This is a genomic window from Sphingobacterium sp. UGAL515B_05, from assembly GCF_033097525.1.
Taxonomy (GTDB): Bacteria; Bacteroidota; Bacteroidia; order Sphingobacteriales; family Sphingobacteriaceae; genus Sphingobacterium.
In genome coordinates, this window is the sequence record NZ_CP109907.1 from 2,611,256 (window position 1) to 2,626,800 (window position 15,545).

A 15,545-nucleotide genomic window follows, 5' to 3' on the forward strand; every position below is an offset into this window, starting at 1 on the left:
AAAACTATAAATATGGTTTAATCCGAATTGTAAAATTAATAGGGATATTTTGCCACTAACGGAATCTGTCTTCCCGGACCGAATGCTTTTGGACTAATACGCAGGATCGGAGGAGCTTGAAAACGTTTGAATTCAGCATTATTAACCAATTTACATACCCTTTCTACTAACGATTTTTCAAAGCCCATTGCTACAACCTCAGATCCTGCTTTCTCATTTTCTATGAGTTCAAAGAGGATTTGATCCAATAGATCGTATTCCGGTAGCGAGTCCGAATCTTTCTGATCGGGTCGAAGTTCTGCAGAAGGCGCTTTTTCAATGGTATTGACTGGAATGATCTCCCTTTCTCGATTGATGTAGCGCGCTAAATCATAGGCTTTGGATTTGTAGACGTCACCGATTACAGATATGGAACCTGCCATATCACCATAGAGTGTACCATATCCTACAGCAGCCTCACTTTTGTTGGATGTATTGAGTAAAATATTGCCGAATTTATTGGAAGCGGCCATCAGAATTACCGCACGTGCGCGCGCTTGAATATTCTCTTCAGTCGTATCTGGCTGTAGCCCTTCAAAAAGAGGAGCTAAACTATGTTCGAAGGCATTGGCAATATCTTTGATCGGAACGATATAATGTTTGCAACCGGTATTGTTGACGAGATCCATTGCATCTTTTATCGAATGGTCGGAAGAGTAAACCGATGGCATCAGTATGGCTAATACATTATCAGCACCTAGCGCTTCACAGGCTAAAGCGGCAACTAAGGCCGAATCTAGCCCGCCGGACAGACCTAAAACCGCCTTCTTGAAACCGGATTTTTGAAAATAATCACGTAGTCCAAGGATCAATGCATCGTGTATAAGAGCTATCTCAGCAATAGACTCTTTTGAAGATGCTGTGGTGGAGGTTATATTTTGTTGATGATAGGTGACAAATTGAAGATCTTCTTCAAAGCTTTTTAGCTCAGCAATTTTTGTTCCTTCATTATTCAGGGCGATTGAGCGGCCGTCAAAGATAATATCCATGTGGGCGCCAATTTGATTGACATAAATTAGCGGTCTTCCAGACTTTCTTACCTGTTGGCTGAGGACCTTGATCCGTTCATCAAAATGCGTATAGGAAAAAGGGGATGCCGCAATGTTGATGAGAAGGTCTGGATTTTCTTTTCTCAACTCTGCCATGGGGTCACCAACGTAAGAATTGCCCCCTTCGTCATCATCCCACAAATCTTCGCAAATGGTTAAGGCAATTTTTACACCGTTCAACTCGATACAATCAAAACGTCTGCTGGGCTCAAAATAACGATATTCATCAAATACATCATAATCGGGCAAGAGGCCTTTTTTAACAATGTTTCGGACTTCCCCATGCTCAATAAATACGGCCGTATTATAAAGCTCTTTGCCTTCAGGATCACTGTTTTTGACCGGTGCTCCGATGATACAGGCAATATCCTGACAATGAGCAGCGATGTGATGAATAGCTTCATCGCATTGACGTTTAAAAGCCTTACTTCGCAAAAGATCCTTGGCAGGATAACCACCTATGGCGAGTTCGGCGAAAATAATAAGATCGGCTGTTGCTTCTTTGGCCTGTTGGATCGCGCTAATTATTTTTTTGGTATTTGCTTCAAAATTACCGATATGGTAATTCAATTGTGCTAAAGCTATTTTCATATGCTATTAATCGTCTAACTAAATAAGATACCAATTGCTATAGGATCTTCTCACAAATTTATTTCTTTTTTTTGATACTCAGACCGCCCTTAGTCGAATAAAAGCGCTAAATTATCTTCCGATCAATTGAAGGACATTGTATTACCAGCTATGGCCTGTAAGTGGAACGAATGCACAGTGAGACCATGTTGAGTCTATCTGTTGAGCTGCTATCGTTGTAGATGTCTGTTTTTTACAACGCGGGACGGTATTGAATCGTGCTAAATTGTTTTAACATAATTTTAACAACGTTAAATGCTGTTAAATTTCTTGACATGAAAGCAGATCTGTAGTACCTTTGATATATCAAAAGAAACGAAAGATATTTAAAAATAATATATAAAGAACTTTTCATAATTTAGGTTAATAATTGGTTAGGTAAAGCTCGGAGTTCCCCACTTCGAGCTTTTATTTTTTCTAGCAACCTGTTTCAAGTCGTGTTTCAATTTCCTTCTTTGTTTAATTAATTTAAAGTGTTGTTTAGGCATTATACTATTGCCACATAACAGCGTTCTTTTTGTTCCATAAGTCTAGCTCCTTCCTCTTTTTCTCTTTTAATTTTTTTTTGCAGAACATTAGGATTAAATAGTGATCAAATTAACCATTTAGACAGTGCTTGTTCAGTGATTGTTCAGTGCTCGTTCAGTGCTTGCTCAGTGAAGACTGAACAACTAGTGACTGATCACTGTCTAAAAATTGGTTAAAAATTGTTATTAGGTAAAAGAGGATGTTAAAATATTTCCGTTTTAATTGTCAACTTACTTTTAAGTTTTTAGATCATTTTGCTAGCATTAATACTATCGAACATATAATCGTTATTTATTATTTTGAGGAGATTGCGGGAGCATATTTCCCTGTAGAGAAGGGCCGAGTCGATGTGATGTGTGATACTGTGAAGGCTTTAGTTGAAAACCCCATTAAACTAAAAACTCCTAAAATGACGTCATTTTAGGAGCTTTTATGCTTTATTGCTTCAAAAGGAGCGATAATTATTTGATATCCGTTACTTCAATGACAAAATCCAATGGCGAGTTTGCCGGAATAGTTCCCACAGCCTGGTTTTGGTATCCATAAAGGGAAGGTGCCATGATGTGAATTTTACTGCCCTTTTGTAGACCTTTTTCCGTTAAGCCGCCTAATTTCATGTCACCGATTTTTTGCGGAGCAAATGCGAAGGTCCAAGCAGGAATAATAGTGCTGTAAAATGGATATTGATACCCCGTGTTTGTGATGATTTCAAATTCTTTGGCAGTATCAGTTTGATCAAATACACTTCCACTCAATAATTTTCCAACGTATTTTACAGTCGGTTTATATTTTAAATATTTGCCATTTAATGTATCAACCACTTTATACTCATAGTTCCCTGTTCCTTCGGCAAGAATTTCATACCAAATTCCCGTTTCGCTGTTGTATTGTGCATCAGGGTAATTTTGGCTAACGTAATTTTTAAGTGTTACAGAATCCGTTTTAAATTGTGCATTCGCATCATAAACCGGCGCATCGTCGCTTTTGTTACAGCTGACAATAAGGAAAGCGATTGCTGCAAATCCCATGAATAGTGGTGATAACAGTTTTTTCATTGTATTTTTTATTGGTTTTTCAAGGAAGCTATTTTCTTTATGAAAGTAGCTTTGCAAATGTATATTATTTTTTCTTCGCTAAAGGTTTTCGCTATAACAATTAACATTTTGATACAGTAATTTACACTTTGAACGTGGAATTAGCTGTTTGGTATTGAACCGACGTAATTACGCATATCAGCATGTTGACTATGCTGGCACATTGGCTACTTTTGGTGAGTGCCTAAAAAAAGCCATTCTCACTAGGAGAACGGCTTGTGTTGTCTGCTGTATTTTTAGTAGATATAATACAGAATTGTTAGCTGTTGTTATGAAACAAGGCAATTATTATTGATTTTTGATGTCAATAACCTCAATCGTAAAATCTAATGGAGATTTTGCAGGAATAGTGACATTTCCTGTTGAAGAGTCTTTTTGGTCATTATCACCATATGCCCATGGAGAGGGTGTAATAAATCTAATTTTTGATCCTTTTTTTAGCCCGTTTGTTGTAATGCCTCCTGTTTTTTCTTCTTTACCATTAAAAGTAATTGATTTTGGTAAAAAGGCAATTTGCCAAGCCGGAATTACTTTGGAAAGGTTGAAAGAAGCTGTTTTTCCTTCCTCTGTTTGCTGAAAGACAGTTCCACTTGGAACAAGTTTTCCAACATATTTTACGGTCACATTAGGGGCTACAATTCCGCCATTTCCACTGAATGAGTAAGTGTAAGAACTCTCATCTCCTGCAGCTAGAACTTGATATGCTAGTCCCAATGAATCAATGTATTGTACATTTTGAAGTTGGTTATCCGCAACATATTTTTTAATCAGAGGGAATTGTTCATCAATTCTTTTTTTATTGATCGAATCTTGAACACGTTGTTTCTCTATTTGCTCTTTGTAATAAGCATCCCAATCAAAATTATCTTTATTACAAGCCGTAAAAAGAACCCCCAGACACAAAAACGCCATTAATAATTTCGTGATATTTTTCATAATTTCTTAAAGTGTGTATTAATTATAAAATCCAAAACGCAGGAATGATGGAATTCGCTACAAGTAAATGTTAAATTATTCTAAAAAAACAGCTAACTCCTTTGAATTCAGGTATTTTTGTTGTATGCTTTTTAGACGAAATTCACGATCAAAACGTAGGAGAGTTGGGAAGATCATTTTTCTCCCTTGTAACAATTGCAAAGCTAAAGGATGGTATTGTCCTGTTTTCTTTCTTTTGCTTAAGGGCTTCCATATACTAAGGTCAAAAGCAATGTCTTGGATAGATTCTGCATCTAAATGAACGGCGTAATAGCGCTTGTTGATTAATTGGGCAATCTCCTTTTTTGTAAAGATTTCCTGTTCCATTTTCCGGCAATAGCTGCACCAATCTGTATGAATAAAGAGGAGTGTTTCGCGAGGGGAAACGGCCAAGAGTGAGTCCAGTTCCGTAAAATCAATCCAATTTATCCGCTCCTGTCCTTGAGAACAGAGCGGATAAAAGAATAGGATCAATAGCACATATATTTTTTGGAAATGCTTCATATCCCAAATCCATGTTAATGAAAATGACCAACACGAAGGCCAAATGTATAAGTTCGCGGGCGTGTTGGACCATAGATATAGTCTGAATCGCGGAGCGCTCCCTTGTCAAAATCTTTTTGGAAAGCATTGAACATGTTTTGTACACCACCAAAAATCTCAATGCTGAAATCTTTATGTATTGGAAAGGTATACCCTAAGCGGAGGTTCAGCTCAACAAAGTCCCGGGCATTTTTAAGGGTCATTACATCATTTTGGATGTGTGGAACAATCATCTTTCCCGTGTATACCCCTGTCAGATCGATTGCAAATTGCTTGGTCGCTTTCAGGTTGCTATTCATATAACCATAGATATTTGGCGTACGGACATATTTCTTAGTGAGGATATCCTGTCCATCTTCTTTTCCCTCATAGATGAGCTGGTCTCTCTTATAGCGAGAGCGCTGGATCGTCCCCCCGGTTTGAAAAGAAAACCAGGAGGATGGCGCGATATTGATTTCAATATTGGAACCGTACACCCTGGCTCCTTCACCATTTTGCATTTCCTGGATAATCAGTCCATCTTTTTCAGACGCCATGATGTTGACAAACTGATTATTTAGATCGGTGTAAAATCCCTCCACGAGCAAACTTGTTTGTACATTTCCAAAATTTTTATTGTAGCTAAAAGAGCCTGTATACGCATTGGAGTATTCTGTTTTCAGATTTTCACCGATCAATACAAATACTTGGTTTCCACCAATGGAAGTGACGTGCATGTCCTCATTAAATGCCTGGGGTGCACGGAAGCCCCGTGCATAACCGCCTCTAAATTGGAGGTCTTTTGTGATATCGTATAAGATGGTCAACCGTGGGCTAAAAGTGCCGAAGCGCTGATCCGAATTTCGGTCTATACCTGCAAGACTATATTTACCGTCAACGTAGGTATAATCATATCGTGCTCCGATTAACGTTTTAAAATTGCTTAAAGGCTTCCATTCGTATTGGGCATAACTGCCTAACCCTTTGTTTTGCTGATCAATGGTTCGTTTATACCCCGGTATTTCATCCTGGGTATTGTTGTATGAAAACTCCACTCCGGCAGTAAATACATCTCTTTCAAAGTTGTAGGTATATTGTCCTCCGGCGACTAGCGCAATATCATTTGTTTTGCCATAAGCATTTGCGGCTAATGTGCTGTCTGCAAGGGTTGTTCCGCCCCCAAGACCGCCATAGTAGCTGTCGCGAACTGTTTTCTGCACAGAGCCATACAAAGACATTTTTTGCTTATAATCTGTGGAATAGTGATCGTATGTGATTCCGCCAACAAGCGAACTGGTTTCCAACTGCTCGGTGATCTGCGTCAGGTGCGGTACTTTATCGAGTTGATCACCACCGCGACGGAATTCATTCACGGTACTAAAATCAACCGTTATCTTATCCAGGTCACTCGGTTTGTAAAATAGTTTTGTGCCGAACGTGGTGTTACGAAGTTTGGTTATTTCCGAAAATCCATCGCCATTTGCATCGTAAGCTTCCCGATTACGGTGCATACCGTAGAATGTGGCTCCTCTTTTGAGGTCTTCCGAAACGGTGGAGGTATTAAAATCCACTGTATTATCCCAGCTTTTGCCGCCAATGAGTGAATTGGTGGATTTTACTTGCCAGTCGTTTTCTACAGGATCTTTTGTAATAATATTGATGGTTCCAGCGATCGCATTGGCACCAAATAATGCCGAACCGCCACTGCGCACAACCTCAATACGATCGATCATACTGGTTGGAATCTGATCCAATCCGTACACGCTATTTAATGCGGAAAATACCGCCCTACTGTTGATCAATATTTGTGAATAGGGACCTTCGAGGCCATTCAGGCGGACTTGTGAAAAGCCGCAATTCTGGCAATTGTTTTCTACCCGTACACCAGGCTGATAATTCAATGTTTCCGACATAGCAACAGATTGTGTCGCATTAAATAATTTTGGACCGATGACATTGACAACCACGGGGGCGTCCTTACGTTTGACGCCATAACGTGTAGCCGAAACAACAACCTCATCCAAATTGAGGTTGTCTTCTTCCAGTTGAATTTGCAAAGGCGACTTCAACGTGTCTAAAGAGATGACTTTGCTGAAGGAGCGATAGCCCACTGCCGATATATTTAAGGTTACTTTTTGCGTTTGTATTGCAGACAGCTTAAAGTACCCATCTGGATCAGATGTAGTTGCGAGCTTGCTGTTTTTTAAAGTCAGAGTACCAGAAGGAACCGCCTCATGGTTTTTGTTGAATAAGTAGCCTTCAAGTTTTGATTGGGCGTATATAGTGGATGTACCAGCCAGTAATGTGGCCAATAGAGTGTAGTGCTTTAGCATCGTAATTTTATGAAAATTTTAAAAATACAAGCCTCGTATAGCATGTTCTGTTCCTCGTTATGAACGGCGTTCAAGGCATTGCGTCTTATCGAAAGCAGGATAATAGCTTGTTTCCGACAAGTTAATGTATGCCAATGAGCTCACTGAAACCATAATGACAGTATTCAGCGAAGGTTTTCGCTATTGTAACAGGGACAATTCTCAAAGTAGAGGCAAATAAAAAAAAGGGATCAAAGATGATTATCGATAGCGGTGTTTCATGCTGTCGTTCTGGAGCCAAGCGATTTAGCACATGCGTAATTTCTACTTGTTTGCGCCAAGTTCGTTTGATCGTTATGGAACTAGAAACAGGCTTTCGAAATCTTTGATTTTTGGTTTATGCTAAGCTGGGGGGGACCGCGTAAGTGGTAATGATCGATCGTTGTGCTGATCGCCTCCGGACAAAATGAATTATAATGCTCTTCTTTTACTTCACGCGGAAGAGGAAGTTCAAGGACGGTAAATTCAGTTTGTACGTAGGTATTGTGATAGATGACATTGAGGTATTCGATTTGGTCATCTGTTTCTTGCGGCTTTTGTTTTTTTGTAAAATCATAAGGGTGGGTGTGCATGACAATTTCACCAGTCGATTTTACCTCTTTGTGCATGAAAACAACACCCGAAATAATAATCAGCGACATTAATACCAATTGGCATAATGCGATAAGCTGACGTGGGGATTTCGTTGTTTTTCGGTACATAAAAAAGCGCTACTTTTTAGGGTAACGCTTCAAAAATACGATTTTATTGTTGAGTATAGGTGAAATACCTATTAAAAAAATATAAAGTATCTAGTTGTGAAGTTTACAGATCTTCCTGATTATTTAATCAGATGATTGTTGTCGTCCGGAAATACAACGGAAGGTTTGAACTGCTTAGCCTCCTCGAAATCCATGGTCGCGTAGGAAATAATGATGACGATATCGCCAACTTGAACCAGGCGAGCCGCAGCACCATTCAAACAGATAATACCTGATCCACGTTGACCTGGGATGACGTATGTTTCAAGACGGGCTCCATTATTGTTGTTTACGATTTGAACTTTCTCGTTAGCGATGATATTTGCGGCATCCATCAAATCTTCATCTATTGTGATACTACCCACATAATTCAATTCCGCTTGTGTGACTTTAACGCGGTGAATCTTGGATTTCATTACTTCTATTACCATGGCGCAAAGGTAGGGCTTTCTGCTGAATTTGAAAGATTTGTCAATTAATTTGACAAATTATTCAGAATCATATTATCAATTAAACGGACACCTTCAACCCAGGCCGTGACAAGTGCGACATGCTGCTTGCTGAAATCGATGTGGTTGACTTCTTTTAACGTTGAACTTTCACATAGCGCAAAGTATTCAACGCTAAGCCCATCGGTGTCTGTTAAAATCTGCAAGGCTTTGTCTTTTATTTCCGCTAGCGGGATAGGGTCATGTATATGATCTTTTACATATTGCAGGGAACGGGAGAGTGCCAAAGCCGTTCTTTTCCCAGCTTCACTTAAGCGCGCGTTTCTAGAGCTCAGTGCTAGGCCGTCTTGATCTCTAATGGTAGGACATATCGCTAATTGAATCGGGAGATCCTTCATGGCTATCATGCGTTTGATAACCATGACCTGTTGAAAATCTTTTTGTCCGAAACACGCAATATCCGGTTGTACCAATGTAAATAATTTATAGACGACCTGGGTGACACCCTGGAAATGGCCAGGGCGTTTTTCACCTTCCCAAATTTGGTCCAGTTCGCCAAGATCGAGATGCCAGGCCTCATTTTTATCGGGGTACATCTCATCAACGCTTGGTAAGAAAAGGATGTCGCAATCGACGGATTCCAGTAATCTGATGTCGTTTTCGATGGGCCGTGGATATTTTTCGAGATCTTTCGGATCGTTAAATTGTGTGGGGTTAACAAAAATGCTGCAAACACGAATATCACTGATTGGTTTTGCATAATTTAATAAGGATAAATGTCCTTCATGTAAAGCGCCCATCGTAGGGATTAGGGCGATTTTTTGACCTGTTGATCGGGCTTCTTGCAGGTATGCTTGGAGAGATGCTTTCGTTTTGAAAATTTCCACTTTGCTATTTAGTTTTTTGTTGGCAAAGGTGCATAATATTTTGGGAATATAAAACGATGATTAATAGTAAATTGCATAGTAAGTATTTTTTTCGTACCTTTGTAGACCGATTTTACTGTTCGAAAATAATAAATAAAAATAACTGGAGATGGCAAAAACGAAGATATTGTTTATTACTCACGAGATGTCGCCTTTCCTCGAATTAACTAAAATTTCTGAAATTACACGTCAACTTCCGCAAGCGATGCAAGAAAAGGGTTTTGAGATCCGGATCTTAATGCCGCGTTTTGGGAATATCAATGAGCGTAGAAATAGATTACATGAGGTTATTCGTCTTTCAGGCTTGAACATTGTTGTGGATAATAATGATAATCCGCTAATTATTAAAGTTGCTTCATTACCTGCGGCCCGTATGCAGGTGTATTTCTTGGATAATGAAGACTACTTTCAGCGTAAAAAAGTTTTTAGTGATGAGCATGGCGAATTCTTTGCAGACAATAATGAGCGTTCGGTGTTCTTCTGTAAAGGAGCATTGGAAACTGTGAAGAAATTAGGTTGGTCCCCTGATGTAGTACACTGTCATGGATGGTTCTCTGCTTTGGTACCGGCTTACGTGAAGACAACTTATAAAGACGATCCTACATTCAAGGATGCAAAAGTGATGTACTCTTTGTTCAATGAAGAATTTAAAGGCACATTAGGTACGAAGTATGCTGAAATGGCGCCAGAAGGTTCCTTTAAAGCTTCGGATGCGCAGGTGTACGGTGATGGTAGTTATGAGGCGATCTATAAAGGTGCTTTGCATTTTACCGATATGGTGGTTGTCGCTGACGAAAATGTCAACACTGAAATCGTTGACTTTGCTCGCTCAAAAGATATCCAGATTTTTGAGCCTAATGGCGATCAGGATTACGATGCTTTTGGAGAAGTGTATGATCAGTTTGCGCCCGAAGAAGTAGAAGCGTAAGCTTTACTTTTCGAAGCGTTTCGAAAAACAAACAGATAATGATATAAAAAAGGCTATTCTCAAGGATAGCCTTTTTTTATGCGTCTCTTTTTTCATCTGGTCGAACCGTTATTTCAATGATTTTCGTTGCACTACCTGCTAGAAGCCTTTTGTCTCGGTAAATATAGCTGCGAATTGTTATCTTCGCAGTAATCTGTCGTTGTGTTTAGATGTTCATGCCCTGGGATCTCCGCGAAGATGATTCGGGTTGGATCTAGACCTAATAGGCTAGGTTGTCAAATAGCATACATAGGCTGTATTTTATTGTATTTAAATCGGATGTTTGGGCATGTTTCTAGGATATGAACAGACACCATAGCTATAATCGTGTAATGAAAATTAAGGTAGGATTTGGATTTGATGTCCATCAGATGAAAGAAGGTCATCCATTTATTGTCGGTGGAGTGCAATTGGAGCATCATGCTGGAGCCTTTGGGCATTCTGATGCCGATGTGTTGGTCCATGCGATATGTGATGCCATTTTGGGCGCTGCCAATTTAGAAGATATTGGCTACCACTTTCCAAATACAGATATGCGCTGGAAAGGCATTAGCAGTTTATTGTTGTTAAAAGAATGTATGGCGCTGATTGCTGCAAAGGGATACACGCTTGGCAATATTGATGCGATGCTATGTCTGGAAGCTCCTAAGATCAAACCCTATATTCCACAAATGAAAGTTAAACTGGCTGAAGCAACGGGTTTGGATATCGACGACATCTCTATTAAAGCAACAACAAATGAAACGATGGGATTTATCGGTCGCCAGGAAGGGGTGGTTGCCTATGCGGTTTGTTTGATTGAACGCACGTAGTTCGCCTCAATATTTTCGCGTTTAAATTCTTGCTTTTGGCCCAATTAGTAATACCTTTGCCAAAGTAGGGATTCTTGGCACACTATCTGATAGAGTGAGCATTAATGTCTTAATTGAAGTCTTTAAAGATCGAAATAAAGCAGTATCCAAGGTTGCAGAACATAACTGTGGCTGGAAAAATGGGCTCTGTATTGTGGTCTTTACAATGAATAATATTTACGTCTGAAATTTAGTAAATAGATGAAACGAGTATCAAAAAAAAATCAACTTACTGAGGCTGATGTCAAACGGTATACGTTCAATTTTTGGAAAATTATCGTCGGGATCGTCGCGATAGGTTTCCTCTTTATATTGAGTATACGTCTTGGCGTATTTGGAAAATTACCCTCCTTCAGTGATTTGGAAAACCCCAAAAGTAATTTAGCTTCCGAAGTTATCACGGAAGATCATAAGGTATTGGGAACCTATTATGTCCAAAACCGCTCCAATGTAAAGTATAGTGAATTGTCACCTTATTTGGTCAAAGCATTGGTTTCGACAGAGGATAAACGCTTTTATGATCACTCTGGGATCGACTACTCACGTACATTTACAGTGATCTTTCACACGCTGACCGGTAACAAACAGGGGGGAAGTACAATTACACAGCAGCTGGCACTTAATCTATTTTCGGATGGACGGCAAAAGAATTTTCTAAAGCGTGTCATCCAGAAATTTCAGGAATGGATTACAGCTGTTCGCTTGGAAAGAAATTATACCAAAGATGAGATTATTACCATGTATTTTAACACGGTAGACTTTGGTGCTTACAATACATACGGAATAAAATCCGCCGCGCGGACTTATTTCAATACGACTCCGGATAAACTGACAGCAGACCAAGCGGCCCTTTTGGTGGGGATGCTTAAAGGGCCGGGAGCCTATTCTCCGGTGCGGTATCCCGAAAAATCACGTACTCGCCGTAATACGGTGTTGAACAATATGGTTGCCGCAAATTTTATTTCGGCTGAGGAGGCTACAAAAGCGAAAGAAAAACCACTTGGTTTAGAACTTAAGATCGCAAATTACGGTGAGGGTTTGGCGCCATATTTTAGAGCGGTATTAAAGGATGAAATCAAAAAGGAATTTGCAAAATTGTCCATCACCAAACCAGATGGCACACCTTATGACCTCGATCGCGATGGATTGAAAATCTATACGACGATCAATATGTCTATGCAGCAATATGCCGAAGATTCGCAAAAAGAGTGGATGAAGCAACTGCAGTCTAAATTTGCTGCGCAATGGAAAAATAGGGATCCTTTTAAAGGGGATAAAGCCAAGCTGCTCATCAGTGGAATGAAGCGCTCAGACCGTTACCGTATTTTGAAAGAAGAGGGCTTGAATGAAGACGAGATCAAGAAGGCCTTCAATGTCAAGGTTCCGATGAATATATTTACATGGAAGGGAAGTGTTGATACGATGATGACGCCAATGGACTCCATTAAGTACAATAAACTCATGTTGCGCAATGCGATGATGTCTATGGAGCCGAAGACCGGACATATCAAAGCCTGGGTTGGAGGTATAGACTTTGATCACTTCAAATATGATCAGGTGAAAATGGGTACACGTCAAGTCGGATCAACGGCCAAACCATTTACGTACGCGGTGGCGATTGACAACGGTTATTCGCCATGTTACAGTATTCCCAATTACCAACAAACTTATAACGGATGGACACCAAGAGGAAATGCACAAGGTGGAAACCCGATTACCTTAGCGAAAGCATTGGCTTATTCGCAAAACTATGCGACGGCCTATCTGGTACACGAAGTTGGTGCTGCGGAAGTAGCTGCATTGACAAAACGGATGGGTATAACAAGTGATGTGCCTAATTATCCATCGATCTCATTAGGCGCTTATGAAGCGTCGGTCTTTGATATGGTGGGTGCCTATTCTGCATTTGTGAATCAAGGAACTTGGATTGAGCCAACAGCGATCTTACGTATTGAAGATAAAAATGGTACACCGATCTATGATAAAGCACCAAAGGTCGTAAAAGCCTTAAATAGTGAATCCGCTTATATTATTGTTGATATGCTGAAAAAGGTGGTATCCCAGGGTACGGCGAGACGTATTCAATGGATGTATAAGCTCACAAATCCAATTGGCGGTAAAACAGGTACAACCAACGACAACTCAGATGCCTGGTTTATTGGTATTACACCGGAACTGGTTACAGGTGTTTGGACTGGTGCAGAAGATCGAGGCATTAGTTTCGATAGGATGGAGTACGGACAAGGGGCCGCAGCAGCGATGCCAGTATTCGCCTACTACATGCAGAAAGTGTATAAAGATTCAAATTTGAAGTACACCAAGGGTGATTTTGAGCAACCCCAGGGTGGGCTTACCCGCGTCATTGACTGTAATCAGTATTGGGGCGGTGGTGGCTCTGATGTCGAAGATGGGTCTACGGATTCAAGCGGCAAAGATGCGACTAAACTAAAAGATGATCGCTTAGGTTTCTAAGTTATTTTAACGAATACCATTGGGCCAGACAATAAATTTTTTCGAGATTTGTTGTCTGGCTTTTTTGCTGAAGGTGTTTGATATTGGAACATAATGGACGTATTTGACTATAGAGAAGAATTAAAGAAGATACCGCATCGACCGGGAGTCTATCAGTATTTTGATAAAAATAATGAACTGATCTATATCGGTAAAGCGAAGGATTTGCGTAACCGGGTCGGCTCGTATTTCGTTAATGAAAATCAGCTGAATGGCAAAACCCGTGTTTTGGTTCGGAAGATCAACCGCATATCTTTTACCATCGTTGACACGGAGATTGATGCTTGGTTACTTGAGAATTCATTGATCAAAAAACACAAGCCCAAGTATAATGTTCTGTTGAAGGATGATAAAACCTATCCATGGATTGTCATCAAGAACGAACCTTTTCCGCGGGTTTTTTGGACCAGACAATATATTAAGGATGGGTCCCGTTATTATGGCCCCTATCCTTCCGTGGGAATGATGCATATTGTATTGGATCTGATCCGTGAATTGTTTCCCCTCCGTACCTGCAATTTGGCCCTAACACAGGAAAATATACGGAAAGGTAAGTTTAAGATCTGTCTCGAATATCAAATTGGAAATTGTAAGGGGCCCTGTGAAGGGTATCAGTCCGAAGACGACTACGATCAGAACCTGAGTGATATCAAGGATATTCTGAACGGAAAGATTGCTGTGGTGACCAATCGTTTAAAGGAGAGTATTGCTGCCGCAGCAGCAGCTCTGGATTTTGAAAGAGCGCAGTTAATTAAGGCGAAGCTGGATAAGCTGGACAATTACCAGAGCAAGTCTACAGTGGTCAACTCATCCATTACAAATGTGGATGTATTTAGTATTGCTTCAGACGAGGGCTACGCTTTTGTCAATTACCTGAAAGTCATGAATGGTGTTATTATTCAGACACAGACGCTCGAAATGAAACGGCGTCTGGATGAGAGTGAACAGGAGCTTTTGGCCTTGGCCATACCGGAGATTCGGGAACGCTTCAAAAGCCTTTCGCGGGAAATTATCGTACCCTTTGAATTAGATATTGAAGAGAACGAACGGATTCGATTTACGGTTCCGAAGCTGGGCGAAAAGAAAAAATTGCTGGAGCTGTCTCAAAAGAACGTGGCATTTTTTAGAAAAGAGCGTCTGTTGCAATATGAAAAGCTTAATCCTGACATTCGGACCGAGCGCATCTTAAAGCAGATGCAAAAAGATCTTCGCATGAACGTGCTCCCACAGCATATTGAATGTTTTGATAACTCGAATATTCAGGGGAATTATCCCGTATCGGCTATTGTTGTCTTTAAGGATGCAAAACCTTCGAAGAAGGATTACCGACACTTTAATGTGAAAACAGTTGAGGGACCCAACGATTTTGCCACGATGGAGGAGGCTGTTTTTAGACGCTATAGGCGATTATTGGATGAAGATCAACCTTTGCCGCAGTTGATCATTATCGATGGCGGAAAAGGGCAGCTAGGCGCAGCCTTAAAGAGTTTGCGCTTGTTGGGGATCGAGCGAAAAGTAACCGTCATCGGTATTGCCAAAAGACTGGAGGAGCTTTTCTATCCAGGTGATCAATATCCACTTTATTTAGATAAAAAATCTGAAACCCTCAAGGTCATTCAACATCTTCGGGATGAGGCACACCGCTTCGGAATCACCTTCCACAGGAATCAACGGAGCCGGAAGACCTTCGTTTCAGAGCTGGAAAACGTTCCGGGTATAGGTAAAACAACCGTTGAGAAAGTATTAACTGAATTTAAATCAGTGAAAAAAGCGAAAGAAGCCTCAGATGAAGAGCTAAAAAAAGTGCTTAATCTGAAACAGATTAAAGCACTTCGTGAATATTTTGCAAAGTAAAAATTTACAAGAAGAACAGTTCGTGCAGGGGAGGTCGG

Annotated in this window: 12 protein-coding genes; 4 read left to right on the forward strand and 8 right to left on the reverse strand. The window is 40.3% G+C overall.

Annotated features, from left to right (window positions below):
• Positions 1–35 precede the first annotated feature (35 nt).
• The 8 genes from OK025_RS10435 to panC form a co-directional block, all read right to left on the reverse strand.
• Positions 36–1,679: an NAD+ synthase gene (locus tag OK025_RS10435; protein WP_317669410.1), complete on the reverse strand. Its 1,644-nt coding sequence runs from the start codon at positions 1,677–1,679 to the stop codon at positions 36–38.
• Between the two features lie 1,028 nt (positions 1,680–2,707).
• A complete protein-coding gene (locus OK025_RS10440) occupies positions 2,708–3,301 on the reverse strand; it encodes an FKBP-type peptidyl-prolyl cis-trans isomerase (RefSeq protein WP_317669411.1) in 594 nt (197 codons plus the stop codon).
• Positions 3,302–3,628: 327 nt separating this feature from the next.
• A complete protein-coding gene (locus OK025_RS10445; protein WP_317669412.1) occupies positions 3,629–4,276 on the reverse strand; it encodes an FKBP-type peptidyl-prolyl cis-trans isomerase in 648 nt (215 codons plus the stop codon).
• A 75-nt stretch (positions 4,277–4,351) separates the two neighbouring features.
• Positions 4,352–4,819 (reverse strand): thioredoxin family protein, encoded by a 468-nt coding sequence (locus OK025_RS10450; protein WP_317669413.1) that lies wholly within the window; start codon positions 4,817–4,819, stop codon positions 4,352–4,354.
• Positions 4,820–4,833: 14 nt separating this feature from the next.
• Entirely contained in the window at positions 4,834–7,170 is a 2,337-nt protein-coding gene (locus tag OK025_RS10455; protein WP_317669414.1) for a TonB-dependent receptor, read from the reverse strand.
• 341 nt (positions 7,171–7,511) lie between these two features.
• Positions 7,512–7,910 (reverse strand): hypothetical protein, encoded by a 399-nt coding sequence (locus OK025_RS10460; protein WP_317669415.1) that lies wholly within the window; start codon positions 7,908–7,910, stop codon positions 7,512–7,514.
• A 119-nt stretch (positions 7,911–8,029) separates the two neighbouring features.
• Complete coding sequence (gene panD / locus OK025_RS10465; RefSeq protein WP_088163054.1) at positions 8,030–8,380, reverse strand: aspartate 1-decarboxylase; 351 nt, start codon at positions 8,378–8,380, stop codon at positions 8,030–8,032.
• Between the two features lie 44 nt (positions 8,381–8,424).
• Positions 8,425–9,285, reverse strand: coding sequence for a pantoate--beta-alanine ligase (gene panC / locus OK025_RS10470; protein WP_317669416.1), 861 nt, complete (start codon positions 9,283–9,285; stop codon positions 8,425–8,427).
• A 148-nt stretch (positions 9,286–9,433) separates the two neighbouring features.
• Here panC and OK025_RS10475 point away from each other — a divergent pair, with 148 nt between their 5' ends.
• From OK025_RS10475 to uvrC, 4 genes are all read left to right on the forward strand, one after another.
• Positions 9,434–10,252, forward strand: coding sequence for a glycogen/starch synthase (locus OK025_RS10475; RefSeq protein ID WP_317669417.1), 819 nt, complete (start codon positions 9,434–9,436; stop codon positions 10,250–10,252).
• Positions 10,253–10,623: 371 nt separating this feature from the next.
• A complete protein-coding gene (ispF, locus tag OK025_RS10480) occupies positions 10,624–11,103 on the forward strand; it encodes a 2-C-methyl-D-erythritol 2,4-cyclodiphosphate synthase (protein WP_317669418.1) in 480 nt (159 codons plus the stop codon).
• Between the two features lie 240 nt (positions 11,104–11,343).
• A complete protein-coding gene (locus OK025_RS10485; RefSeq protein WP_120334967.1) occupies positions 11,344–13,614 on the forward strand; it encodes a transglycosylase domain-containing protein in 2,271 nt (756 codons plus the stop codon).
• A gap of 93 nt (positions 13,615–13,707) precedes the next feature.
• Entirely contained in the window at positions 13,708–15,507 is a 1,800-nt protein-coding gene (gene uvrC / locus OK025_RS10490; protein ID WP_317669419.1) for an excinuclease ABC subunit UvrC, read from the forward strand.
• Positions 15,508–15,545: the final 38 nt, after the last annotated feature.